We start from the raw sequence: 11637 nt of genomic DNA, 5'->3' as shown, positions 1-11637 counted from the left end.
TTCTAATGCAACCTTTAGTTTAGTGTCTTTGCTTATTGTCCTTCTTTTTCTACCCATAATTAATATATTATTCCTTTGGGGATAAACTAACAAGGATTCGTGAAATTATTTTTTTGCTGTCTAGTAACTCGTCTCAGTATACTCCTAATAAATCTTGTGAAGCAAACTCTAAATAAGATTTATAAGTTTCTTTATTTAATGTGTAATAAAACCTTTTTGATTTACCTTTTTGTATAGTTAATAAATCAGCATCAACTAATTTACTAATATGATAAGATAATGTTGCAGGTTTTAAATTAAAATGAGATGCAAGTTCACTACTATACCAAGGTCTTTTTGAAGTTAATCTAAGAATTTCTAGTCTTTTTGGATCGCCTAAACAATTAAACAATAATTCAGTTTTCTTTTTTGCTGATTTTTGAATTATTCGATTATCGGTTGAAGCTCCAATTATTATATTTTTTGAATCCCAAAGTGCTGATACATCATTATCTGCAAAAAATGAAAAATAATAATGTAAATTTTCGACATTTTCAATTTCATTAATAATACTATTTAAGCCTAAATCTTTTAAATAATTAATAGCATTGTCATTCATCCTTTTTAAATGCCAATTGTATTTTTCAGTTTCTATTTTTTTAAACTTATCTTTACTTTCTTTATAAACAAAATTATAGAATTGATCATAAGTACTTTTAAGTCTATTTAAAAAATTATCACTTTCATTTAAGAAACCAAATAATAATTCAGCTTCCTCTCTCTCATCATATCCTGGATGTAAACCATCATTAATTATTTGATTATAAATATTATCAACAGTTAGTTCATTAATTGATTTATCTAAAAATCTATTTATTATATCAGATTTAAACTGATTAGCTTCAAATGAATCTAAAAAAGATAAAAAATCTTGTGCAGTTTTAATATTATTATTTTCATGAACTTTTATAAAAAAATATAAAGATATAATAATAGTTTTTTCAAAGATAAGAGTAATATCATTTAATAAAAAAGGAGATAACTTTTTTTCAGATTCAATACACCACTCTTTTATTTCTTCCATCGATGGATATTCTAAATGTATTTCTTTATTTCTAATCCCAAACCGATTCATTGCAAATATAAAATCTACAGCTTCATTATTAATTAATTTCATAAATAAATTATAGTATATAAAATTAGATTTAACAAGATATATTAGAAATCAATCTAATACATATTGGTTATTTTGTCATAATCTCTATAAAAATGGGCTATATATTTAATTTTATTAAAATTCTAAATGTATTCTAACAATAAATATCAAATATATTAGAAAATAATCTAATATATTGTAAAATTAAACTTGACTTATATTAGAATAATATCTAATATAAGTATGTAATATATATTAAAGGAGAAAGATAATGTATTATTCTATTCATGAAATTGAAATTATGACAAAAAGTCATTCTGAAGAAATTATTAGATCGTGTTCAGCTTGCAAAATAAAAAAAGATAATAAAAGATTATTTACAAAATTAATTAATTCAATTTTAGTTATAAAACATCTTAATGAACCTAAAAACTAGGGTTAATTTAAAATATCTATTTATTTTTTACAATAATTATTATTTATGTATAATTTTTCAAAGATAGAAACATTAACTTAAAATAAAATATTTTTTTATTTATTGTTATTAAACTTTATTTACTTTAACAACAATCTCTTTCTTAAATAACTCTTACTAAGATATAGAATTACAATAAATAATAAGCAATTTTTGAAATTATAAATACAAATTCCTTATATTGTTTTTATTATTGATATAATAAAATTATTTACAAATGGCTATTTTATTGTATAATTACCAACATATATCATAAACAAAAAACTAAAAGGAGTATTATTTATGAAAAAAAAAATTGTTTTGCTAAATACTTTACTATTAGCATTCGTCTTAAGCAGTTGTAGTCTATTTACTACAAGTGATTCACAAATGACTATATTAAATGATAGTGATGAAACAATATCTTCAATTGAAGTTGAACTTTATGCTGCTGCAAATTCAAAAATGGCAATAATTTATGATGCATTAGATACTGGAGTAAGTGTCGCACCAGATGAAGAAGTAACTTTTAATCTACCTAATTTAGCTAATGAGGCTACCTTACATTTAACTATATATGTTGATACGGATAACTATGACAAAAAAGAAGACACATATATCGAATATGATGATGGGGCTAATTTCACAGTAAAATATAAAGGATATGGAGATAATCCTTTTGACTCTTTCGTAATAGAAGACGGTCAAAAGGCTGAAGAAGTTGATGCGGATTAATTTAATACCTTATAAAAAAAGAAGCAAAAATAAATTTGCTTCTTTTTTTTATATAAATAATTAATCTAATTGTTTATCTTCTCTAAACCTAGTTAAGAACTCTTTTGTTCTTGCACTTTTGGGTTGATAGAAAATATCTTTAGAAGTACCCTCTTCTTCTATTTTACCATCAGCCATGAATACAACATGTGATGATATATCTCGAGCAAATGACATTTCATGAGTTACAACAAGCATAGTCATACCTTCATTTGCTAAGGTTTTCATTACTTCTAAAACTTCACCTACCATTTCAGGATCAAGCGCTGAGGTTGGTTCATCGAACAATAATATTTCTGGATCCATTGCAAGAGCTCTAGCTATAGCTACTCTTTGTTTTTGTCCACCAGAAAGTTGTGCAGGTTTAGCATTAATATAAGGAGCCATTCCTACTTTTTCTAAATATTTAAGAGCTTGAACTTTTGCTTCTTCTTTATTTCTCTTTAAAACCTTTATTTGACCAAGCATACAATTGCTTAATACAGAGTGATTATTAAAAAGATTAAAAGATTGAAAAACCATACCAACTTTTGCTCTATAATCTTCTTCTTTCATTCCGCCTTCAGCAACTTTAACATCATGAAATAGAACATCACCAGAAGTTGGAGTTTCTAAAAGATTAATACATCTTAAAAGTGTTGATTTACCACTTCCGGATGCTCCAATAATGGAGGTAACATCCCCTTTACTAACTGTAAAATCAATATCTTTTAAAACTTCATTATTTCCAAAAGTTTTGGATAAGTGTTTAATATTTAATATTTCATTCATTATAGTCTCTCCCTTGTTGTTGCAGCTTTATTTAATCCACTAGTATAAGCAAGTGTATCAGTTGTTGCTAAATCAAAATTAGCAGGACCGTCCATTTTATTTTCTAACCATCTCATTATTCTTGAACTGATAAAGGTTAAGATAAAATAAATAATCAAAGTTACTGTTGCTGCTTCAAAGTAAGTATATAATGCACCAGAGATACTTTTAAAGGTAAAGAATAATTCAACTGTTCCAATAATAGATAATACACAAGTATCTTTAATATTAATAATTAAGTTGTTACCTATTTGTGGCATTATTAATCTAAGGGCCTGTGGCAATATTATATTAGTCATTGTTTGAAAGTGATTCATACCAATAGCTTTAGCACCTTCAGTTTGTCCAATATCAACAGAGAGGATACCACCTCTTACAGTTTCAGCCATATATGCACCTGTATTAATTGAAACAATTAATATAGCAGCTCTCCACATTCCAAGGTTAATACCAAATAATTGACTAAAACCATAGAATATAAAGGCAGCTTGTAGCATCATAGGAGTCCCTCTAAAGAACTCAACATATATAGATAGGATAGTTTTCACAAGCTTTATTAAAAATCTACTAATTGGGCTCGAATTCCTTTTTAACTCAATTGTTTGAACAATACCTACGCCAAATCCTATTATACAACCCAAAGCTGTACAGATTATAGCAATAGTCATTGTAACACCAGCACCTTTTAATAAAGATACACTGTAATTTTGAACGATATATATCATCCGTTGTATAAAGCTCATATCAGCAATACTCATGATTAACTCTTCCTATCTTATATTTTTTTTATTTTAGTTTGATAATGGTTGTACTGAAATTGCTTCAGCCATCATTTCATTATAGTCATCTTCATCCATTGTAGCTAAAATATCATTAATAGCTTGTGTTAATTCTGGATTATCTTTTGAAACAGATACACTGATATCAATATCAGATTGACTTAATTCGAAATCATCATCAGTTCCAACAAAACTTAATATTTTCATATTAGGATAAGCAACTAAAGCAGCTTGAGCAGTTGGCATATCAGTACAGATAAAGTCTACTCTACCACTATTTAATGCTACTAACATAGCAGGAGCTGATTCTTGAGCTGGAAGAATATTAGCACCTTCAATTTGAGGTAAACAAGTATCATACCATAAAGTACCTAATTGAGAAGTACAAGAAGCACCACCTAAATCACTTTTTCCTGTAGCATCAGCATAATCACTATCTTCTAATGTCATACATACAACAGATGCATAATAATAAGGATCTGTGAAATCAACCATTTGCTTTCTAGCAGGAGTTGGAGATTGACCTGCAATAACACAATCAATAGTTCCTGATTGAACAGCTGGTACTAAAGAATCCCAATCTAATTTAACAATTTCTAATGGACGATTTAATCCCTCAGCAACAATTTTTGCCATCATTACATCATAACCATATGCATAATCATTTGAATCTTTTATTTGAACAGCACCATTAGAATCATCTGTTTGAGTCCAGTTATATGGAGCATAACCACATTCCATTGCAACTCTTAAAGGTTGTACAGCGTTTTCAGTTGTAGCTTCTTCACTAGAACCACTTGCAAAAATAGTTGATAAACTAATTGCCATAACCATTGTTAATACTAATAATTTTTTCATTTTCTACTCCCGTATTTAGAATAAGTGTATAATTTCTTAACTTTTAACCAATATAACTTATTGTTATATTTTAGTCAATAGTGTTATTAAATTAACATAAATGTTTCAGTTTATTACAATATTAATAATTATGTGAAAATTTTTGATTAATATAACAAATCGCGCATATAAAATTACCATTAGTGTAAATTTATACCAAAGTAATTAAATAAATATAAATAATATGAAGCAGATTATTTTTTTCTTATATAAGTCGTTGAAACAATTTGATTCAGTAATAAATCTACTTTTTCAACTTTAAACTCTAAATGTTTTGGTAGATAATTAAATAAAGGCACCCCGCTTCCTAATAAAACTGGAATTCGTGAAATAACCATTTCATCAATTAAATCTTCACTTAAGAAGTTTTGTATATTATTCCCACCATCAATATATAAATTATTAAATCCTTTATTATTTAAATAAGATACGATATCTTTAGGATTTTTATTAATAATAAATACTTTATTAATTAATGAGGGAGGGCTTTCTTTCAATTTTGTAGAACATACAAATACCGGTTTTTGATAAGGCCAATCAATATTAAAACTTAAAACAGTTTCAAAAGTATTTCTACCCATAACGATAGCATCAATTCTTTCTATAAAATCATTAAATCCTAAATCATCATTATTTGGATTATCAACTATTTCTAAAAAATCTATTTTATTATCTCTATCCGCAATAAAACCATCAATACTAACACCTATATAAACAATATTAGACATAACCCCTTCCTTTATATTATTTCATTGATAACTAAGTATACATTATTTTGACAAAAATTAATTATCAATGTTAAGATAAAAAAACTAAGGGGTATATTTTATGTTATTTTCAGGCGGACTTATTTTTTGCATTATTTGTGGATTAATAACACGTAGTATTAATAAATCAAAAGGTTATGACGGTGGTTTTTGGTGGGGATTTTTCTTATTGATTATTGGAATAATAGTAGTTGCAATAAGACCCTTTAATCAAAGAAATTAATATTACTTAATTTCTTAGTTATTATTTAATACTCAAATATCTAAATCTTTCTTTTATAAAACTTAGTGATATAATAAATATATGTATAGAAAATTAAGATATAGAGGAACTTGGTACCCTAGTGATAATGACGAATTAGATAAACTTGTGAGAATAACACCTAACAAAGATAATAAATACATATTTGGTGTTGTCCCTCATGCTGGATTACATTATTCTGCATCATTAATTAAATTATTATTTGATAATTTAAGTCTAGATATAAAAAAGATATTACTAATTACCCCGTCCCATTATTATATGTTAAAAAAAAATATCATAGGTAGTGGTAACTTTGAAAAGTTTGAAACACCTTATGGGGATATCAAAGGATTTAATTTAGAAATATTTGAAAAGCATTATGAAAATGCTACAATTAGAGAACATGCTGTAGAAATGATCCTTCCCTTTATTGCACAAATGAAGAATACCAAACTATGTTGTGCTCACATAAATGAATTTACTGATATAAAAACCATAAAAGAATATGCAACTAAGATTCTAGAAAATATTGATGATTCAACTGCAGTAATAGCAAGTAGTGACTTTACTCATTATGGATCAAATTTTGGCTACACTCCACTTGGTAATAAAATAAATGATGAATTAATACAAAAAATTACAATTTATGATAGAGAAATTGCAAACAAACTTATAGTTGGTGATATTAGTTCGGCTAGAAAGATCTCTTATGATGATAAAGCAACTATATGTGGAATTGCTCCTATGCTATTAATAAGTGAAATGGCTAGAATAAAAAACTTAAAAGGAAAAATTTTAGGTCAATCTAATTCTCTTGAGAAAACTATATACGATAATAATTTTGTTTCCTATTTAACACTTGGCTGGAGTAAACAATGACGAGAGAAGATAAAAACTTATTATTAATGCTTTCTAAAAACACTTTATCTAAAAGCTTAGGTTTATCTTATAAAGATATAGATGCAACTTCAATTAATCAACAGAGAGGAGCATTTGTAACCCTAAAAGAAAAAGGCTCTTTAAGGGGGTGTATAGGATATATCTTTGGTATAAAACCCCTTTACCAAGAAATTATAGATTTAACTCTAGATGCAGCATTTAATGACTACAGGTTTCCCCCACTAGTTAAAGAAGAATTTGAATTTATAGATATAGAAATTTCTGTATTAAGCGAACCACAACTAATAAATGACTTATCAGAATTTAAATTATCAAGAGATGGAATAATAATAGCAATGGATAATAAAAAAGCAGTTTTTTTACCTCAAGTAGCAGATGAAACTGGTTGGAGTAAAGATGAATTATTAAAAGCCTTATGTAGAAAAGCAAGATTAGATAAAAATGCTTACAAGTCTAAAGACGCAGATTTTTTAACATTCCAAGCTGAAGTATTTAGTTAATATAATATAGGATAATAAAATGATATGTAATTTTTGTTATAGACATTGCGATATCAAAAAAGATAACGTTGGCTACTGCAGAGTTAGGAAAAACATTAATAATAAAATAATTAGTACTAATTATGGTTTTATTGAAGCAATTGCAATTGATCCTATAGAAAAAAAGCCACTATATCATTTTCTTCCTGGAACAAAATCATTATCAATAGCACAGGCTGGATGCAATTTTAGATGTGATTTCTGCCAAAATTGGCAAATATCCCAAACAGATAAAACCAATACTTCTAAATATATACCCCCAACTAAATTAATAGAACTTGCAAAAAAATATAAAACACCATCAATAAGTTTTACTTACACAGAACCAATAGTTTGGCAAGATTATGTAATAGATTGTGCGCTTTTAGCAAAGAAAAATTCAATTAAAACAATAATGGTTACAAATGGAAGTTTTTCAACTGAAGCTTTAGAAAGACTATCACCATTAATAGATGCTTTTAATATAGATTTAAAAGGTGATGAAAAATATTATAGAGAAATATGTAAAGGAAATTATGATTGTGTAGTTAATTCTATAAAGTATTTAATAGATAATAAAAAACATGTTGAAGTTACTTCTTTATTATTAGAAGATTATCACACTGAAGATATCATAGTAAATCTTGCAAAGACTTTAGAAAAATTAAAAGTAAAAGTTTGGCACATTTCTAGATTTTTCCCTAATTACAAAATGGAAGGTACAAAAGCCACAAGTGAAGAGTATTTAAGAAAAACAATATCAATAATAAAACAATTTAATATACCATATATATATGGCGGTAACTCTATAATATCTACACCAACAATTTGTCCAAATTGTAATAAAACATTAATATCAAATAGAAATAACAGCGATAATATATTTAAAGAAACTGAAAGCCATATAAAGAATAATAAATGCATATATTGTAATTATGAAATTTATGGACAATTTAATAATAATTAAAACTAATTATAACATTTAAAACAGTCAATATTATAATTTTAAAATAACATATATAATTAAAATCTAAGATTTTACTTTTAATCAGATGTATAATTGATATATACTAAATTAAAAAGTAAAGAGAGAAAAATGCTAGATATTGAAGAAAAGCGAAACAATGAAAAAAAAATAGTTAAAGAAATGATTACAATTTATTGTAAAAAAAATCATAAAACAAAAGAACTATGTCCTTCTTGCAATTACATACTAAATTATGCCTACAAGCGATTAGACAATTGCCCATTTATGGCAACTAAAACATTTTGTTCTAACTGCCCTATCCATTGTTACGGGGAAAAAGAATCCGCACTAATAAAAAAAATTATGAGATTTTCAGGACCTAGAATGCTTTTTCACCATCCTCTTCTTACTTTAAAACATTTCTATTATTTTAAAATAAAATCAGCCTCAAATTAAACTTTTTATACTTTGTTAATTTTTATACAAAAAATTATTTTTTGTATATAAAATATTCTTTAAAAAATTATACTTTTTATAAAATCATTATATTTAAGCTTGTATTAATCATATTCTTATATTATATTAGATAAAAACTTATAGATAACAATATACTGAATACAAAATATTGTTTTATAATTAATGGAGAATAATAATGAAAGCTGCAAGATGGTTTGATATTAAAGATGTTAGAGTTGTGGATATTGAAAAACCAGAACCAAAAAATGATGAAGTAGTAATTGAAGTACAAGGATGTGGAATCTGTGGATCAGATTTACACTCCTATTTAGCTGATGCAGGATTAATTCCAATTAAAGAAGCTCATCCTGTTTCAAAACAAAAAGCTCCTATTACAATGGGACATGAATATTCTGGTATAGTTAGTGAAATTGGTAAAGATGTAACTAATTTAAAAGTTGGAGATAGAGTAGCAGTTGAACCTCTTTATTTCTGTGAAAGTTGTCAACCTTGTAAAGAAGATTTCTACAATACTTGTAATACAATTGGATTCCAAGGCTTATCAGGAGATGGAGCTTTTTCAGATTATACTAAATTTAAAGCAAAATTAGTTCACAAAATTCCAGATACTATGTCATTTGATGATGGAGCTTTAGTAGAACCAATTGCTGTAGCATACCATTCTCTTAGAAAAGGTCAATTCAAAGCTGGTCAAACTGCTATTGTATCAGGAGCTGGAACAATCGGTTTATCTACAATCAAATGTTTAAAAGCAATGGGTGCTAGTGAAATATATGTTGTACAAAGAAAATCAATTAGACAAGAATATGCTAAAAACGAAGGTTGTATTGTATTAGATCCAAACGAATGTGATGTTGTTGAACAAATTAAAAAACTTACTAATGGTAAAATGGTAGATGTTGCTTTTGAAACAACAGGTTCTCAACAATGCTACCAACTATTATTAAACAGTGTTAGAAACCAAGGGATGCTTGTAATAACTAGTATTTGGGAACATGATATTCAAGTAAACTTAAATGATTTAGTACTTACAGAAAAAAATGTTGTTGGAACTATTTGTTATAATGATAATGATTTTGCTGATGTTATTAAATTAATTGGTGATAAAAAACTTGATACAACAGGATTAATTACAAAAAGAATAGCTTTAGATGATATTGTTGAAGAAGGCTTTGGCACTTTAACAGGTCCAGATAAGAAAAAGCATGTAAAAATCTTAGTAATACCTGAAAATTCATCAATTAAAGATGAAATTGGTAAATAATTATTACATTACTAAATTATATTTTTAAATAAAGAGCCTTAATAGACAAATAAAAAAATCTAATAAGGCTATTTTTTTTATATAAATATGTATAAATCTTAAAATAAACAATAACAAATACATTATAAAAGCCTCTTTTTAATAAAAAAAACTAAAAAATTAATCATTTTAAATGTCAAAAATATTGATAAATGAAAAATAGTTAACTTATAATATTATTAATATAAGTTCTAGGAGATTGTGATGAAAAGAAAGCTATACCTATTGTTAATTACAATAAATATTTTATTAGTAGTATTAATTAGTTGTGATTTTTCAATGACTTCAAATACTGAAAATGAAAATAACCAAGAAAATACTAATAATTCAACTTCAGAAAATAATGAAGATGATGATTCTGTTTATAAAAATCTAAATATAAAAGGAAATTTCCCAACTGCAGTGAGCCGTGCTATAAGTCCAACTTTATCAACAGACTATACTCTTTGGTTACTACCAATCTACTCTGATTATAACTTTTCGATTAGTCCTGATATTTTTTATGATAAGAGTGAATTTGAAGTTAATGACGATGGAAGTTTTAGTGTTAATATAAATAATAATTATGATAAATACATAATTTTAGTTATGGATTTATCTCAAGATGATAAAATAAAGCAAATAGTTGGATATATTAGTCTTGATGGATTAATAATGTTCCCAATCGATGAAATAAATGAAAATTTAGATTTGGGAACTATGGAAGCTATAGAAGATGAAGTAAATTCTGAAACAAGTTTAGAAGATGTTGCATCCAGCTTTTCTTATAACATAAATGAATTAGAAGTAATTAGCGAAATGGATGACTCTCTAAAAATTATTAAAAATCATTATATTAATCTAGACACACATAATTTTAGCAAATCATCATATAACCTTAAAGGAAATTTAAATAAAGTAGTAAATGGAGATGATACTTATACATATAGTATTGATAGCTATGGACTAGATTTTATAACTCATTCATATTTAAATAATTCAGGAGATGCAACTCTAGAAAGCTCTGATGGGAACACTGAATATGAATTAGGTTCTTGTTATCCTAATTCTTCTTCAGTTAAATACTACAAAAGTTTTAATGATAATAATATTTTAAGTCCAGGTATTTGGAAATTAAAAGACAATACTGGTAAAACTAAAGGCCAATATATCTATTCTCTTTACAAATTAAAAAATGACGATGATGAATTTATAGTTCCATTACCATACATTACTTTTGTTATAGAAAATGATTTATTAACTGAAATTGATTTCAATTGGAAAGAAGCAGGTGAATCCATATCAGGTGAAATTGCAAATGAATTTATAAATAGAGACACGTTTTGGATTCAATCTAATGTTATTGATGGAACTTATTGTTCTGGACGAACAACTGAGATAACAATCAATGATGAATTTACTAAAATAATTTTAAATTCGCCTCTCAATATTGATGATATAGATAATCTCCAATTTGGTTTTAATTCAAGCCTAGGAAGCTTTGAGTTACTATATTATTAATAAGTTTTAAAGAAAAATCTACATAGCCCTTAATCTTAATAATATAAGATTTTAAGGGCTTTTTTTAATTATACCATTTAAAAAATATATTATTTATAATGCTTAATAGAAG

At 26.0% G+C, this 11637-nt stretch carries 14 protein-coding genes; 9 read left to right on the top strand and 5 right to left on the bottom strand.

Annotated elements, in window-relative coordinates; genetic code table 11:
• Window positions 1-133 precede the first annotated feature (133 nt).
• On the bottom strand, window positions 134-1156 hold the full coding sequence (locus ACPKM0_RS05450; protein ID WP_472474058.1) for an ArsR/SmtB family transcription factor: 1023 nt from the start codon (window positions 1154-1156) through the stop codon (window positions 134-136).
• A 250-nt stretch (window positions 1157-1406) separates the two neighbouring features.
• Between ACPKM0_RS05450 and ACPKM0_RS05445 the strand changes: the two genes are divergently transcribed.
• Window positions 1407-1571, top strand: coding sequence for a hypothetical protein (locus tag ACPKM0_RS05445; protein ID WP_472474056.1), 165 nt, complete (start codon window positions 1407-1409; stop codon window positions 1569-1571).
• A 321-nt stretch (window positions 1572-1892) separates the two neighbouring features.
• Complete coding sequence (locus tag ACPKM0_RS05440; RefSeq protein ID WP_472474054.1) at window positions 1893-2324, top strand: hypothetical protein; 432 nt, start codon at window positions 1893-1895, stop codon at window positions 2322-2324.
• Between the two features lie 60 nt (window positions 2325-2384).
• On the opposite strand, the gene ACPKM0_RS05435 is transcribed toward ACPKM0_RS05440, so the two are convergent.
• The 4 genes from ACPKM0_RS05435 to ACPKM0_RS05420 all read right to left on the bottom strand — a co-directional run bounded on the left by ACPKM0_RS05435 (window position 2385) and on the right by ACPKM0_RS05420 (window position 5577).
• Window positions 2385-3134 carry an amino acid ABC transporter ATP-binding protein gene (locus ACPKM0_RS05435; protein WP_472474052.1) on the bottom strand — a complete coding sequence of 250 codons (750 nt, stop codon included), beginning with the start codon at window positions 3132-3134 and terminating at the stop codon, window positions 2385-2387.
• On the bottom strand, window positions 3134-3931 hold the full coding sequence (locus ACPKM0_RS05430) for an amino acid ABC transporter permease (protein WP_472474051.1): 798 nt from the start codon (window positions 3929-3931) through the stop codon (window positions 3134-3136). Before ACPKM0_RS05430 ends, ACPKM0_RS05435 begins: the two co-directional genes overlap by 1 nt.
• A gap of 33 nt (window positions 3932-3964) precedes the next feature.
• Window positions 3965-4810: a transporter substrate-binding domain-containing protein gene (locus ACPKM0_RS05425; protein ID WP_472474049.1), complete on the bottom strand. Its 846-nt coding sequence runs from the start codon at window positions 4808-4810 to the stop codon at window positions 3965-3967.
• 233 nt (window positions 4811-5043) lie between these two features.
• The gene (locus tag ACPKM0_RS05420; RefSeq protein ID WP_472474047.1) at window positions 5044-5577 is read right to left on the bottom strand and encodes a dihydrofolate reductase family protein; all 534 of its coding nucleotides are present in this window, start codon (window positions 5575-5577) and stop codon (window positions 5044-5046) included.
• Between the two features lie 100 nt (window positions 5578-5677).
• On the opposite strand from ACPKM0_RS05420, the gene ACPKM0_RS05415 reads away from it, so the two are divergent.
• The 7 genes from ACPKM0_RS05415 to ACPKM0_RS05385 all read left to right on the top strand — a co-directional run bounded on the left by ACPKM0_RS05415 (window position 5678) and on the right by ACPKM0_RS05385 (window position 11525).
• Window positions 5678-5839 carry a hypothetical protein gene (locus ACPKM0_RS05415; protein ID WP_472474045.1) on the top strand — a complete coding sequence of 54 codons (162 nt, stop codon included), beginning with the start codon at window positions 5678-5680 and terminating at the stop codon, window positions 5837-5839.
• 81 nt (window positions 5840-5920) lie between these two features.
• A complete protein-coding gene (gene amrB / locus ACPKM0_RS05410; RefSeq protein ID WP_472474043.1) occupies window positions 5921-6739 on the top strand; it encodes an AmmeMemoRadiSam system protein B in 819 nt (272 codons plus the stop codon).
• Window positions 6736-7260 (top strand): AmmeMemoRadiSam system protein A, encoded by a 525-nt coding sequence (gene amrA, locus ACPKM0_RS05405; RefSeq protein ID WP_472474041.1) that lies wholly within the window; start codon window positions 6736-6738, stop codon window positions 7258-7260. Before amrB ends, amrA begins: the two co-directional genes overlap by 4 nt.
• A gap of 19 nt (window positions 7261-7279) precedes the next feature.
• Window positions 7280-8245 carry an AmmeMemoRadiSam system radical SAM enzyme gene (gene amrS / locus ACPKM0_RS05400; RefSeq protein ID WP_472474040.1) on the top strand — a complete coding sequence of 322 codons (966 nt, stop codon included), beginning with the start codon at window positions 7280-7282 and terminating at the stop codon, window positions 8243-8245.
• A gap of 129 nt (window positions 8246-8374) precedes the next feature.
• A complete protein-coding gene (locus ACPKM0_RS05395) occupies window positions 8375-8701 on the top strand; it encodes a nitrous oxide-stimulated promoter family protein (protein WP_472474038.1) in 327 nt (108 codons plus the stop codon).
• A gap of 196 nt (window positions 8702-8897) precedes the next feature.
• On the top strand, window positions 8898-9986 hold the full coding sequence (locus tag ACPKM0_RS05390; protein ID WP_472474037.1) for a 2,3-butanediol dehydrogenase: 1089 nt from the start codon (window positions 8898-8900) through the stop codon (window positions 9984-9986).
• A 243-nt stretch (window positions 9987-10229) separates the two neighbouring features.
• Complete coding sequence (locus tag ACPKM0_RS05385) at window positions 10230-11525, top strand: hypothetical protein (protein ID WP_472474036.1); 1296 nt, start codon at window positions 10230-10232, stop codon at window positions 11523-11525.
• Window positions 11526-11637 lie beyond the last annotated feature (112 nt).

The sequence above is a fragment of the Pleomorphochaeta sp. genome, assembly GCF_050031695.1.
In the GTDB taxonomy this organism is placed as follows: Bacteria; Spirochaetota; Spirochaetia; order Sphaerochaetales; family Sphaerochaetaceae; genus Pleomorphochaeta.
Note: the sequence above shows the minus strand (reverse complement) of the source record. Positions and strands in the feature narration are given on the sequence as shown.

What these genes read in the sequence shown, in the direction of transcription:
- ACPKM0_RS05450 (WP_472474058.1), bottom strand. Translation starts at nt 1,156, where the DNA reads ATGAAATTAATTAATAATGAAGCTGTAGATTTTATATTTGCAATGAAT.
- ACPKM0_RS05445 (WP_472474056.1), top strand. Translation starts at nt 1,407, where the DNA reads ATGTATTATTCTATTCATGAAATTGAAATTATGACAAAAAGTCATTCT.
- ACPKM0_RS05440 (WP_472474054.1), top strand. Translation starts at nt 1,893, where the DNA reads ATGAAAAAAAAAATTGTTTTGCTAAATACTTTACTATTAGCATTCGTC.
- ACPKM0_RS05435 (WP_472474052.1), bottom strand. Translation starts at nt 3,134, where the DNA reads ATGAATGAAATATTAAATATTAAACACTTATCCAAAACTTTTGGAAAT.
- ACPKM0_RS05430 (WP_472474051.1), bottom strand. Translation starts at nt 3,931, where the DNA reads ATGAGTATTGCTGATATGAGCTTTATACAACGGATGATATATATCGTT.
- ACPKM0_RS05425 (WP_472474049.1), bottom strand. Translation starts at nt 4,810, where the DNA reads ATGAAAAAATTATTAGTATTAACAATGGTTATGGCAATTAGTTTATCA.
- ACPKM0_RS05420 (WP_472474047.1), bottom strand. Translation starts at nt 5,577, where the DNA reads ATGTCTAATATTGTTTATATAGGTGTTAGTATTGATGGTTTTATTGCG.
- ACPKM0_RS05415 (WP_472474045.1), top strand. Translation starts at nt 5,678, where the DNA reads ATGTTATTTTCAGGCGGACTTATTTTTTGCATTATTTGTGGATTAATA.
- amrB (WP_472474043.1), top strand. Translation starts at nt 5,921, where the DNA reads ATGTATAGAAAATTAAGATATAGAGGAACTTGGTACCCTAGTGATAAT.
- amrA (WP_472474041.1), top strand. Translation starts at nt 6,736, where the DNA reads ATGACGAGAGAAGATAAAAACTTATTATTAATGCTTTCTAAAAACACT.
- amrS (WP_472474040.1), top strand. Translation starts at nt 7,280, where the DNA reads ATGATATGTAATTTTTGTTATAGACATTGCGATATCAAAAAAGATAAC.
- ACPKM0_RS05395 (WP_472474038.1), top strand. Translation starts at nt 8,375, where the DNA reads ATGCTAGATATTGAAGAAAAGCGAAACAATGAAAAAAAAATAGTTAAA.
- ACPKM0_RS05390 (WP_472474037.1), top strand. Translation starts at nt 8,898, where the DNA reads ATGAAAGCTGCAAGATGGTTTGATATTAAAGATGTTAGAGTTGTGGAT.
- ACPKM0_RS05385 (WP_472474036.1), top strand. Translation starts at nt 10,230, where the DNA reads ATGAAAAGAAAGCTATACCTATTGTTAATTACAATAAATATTTTATTA.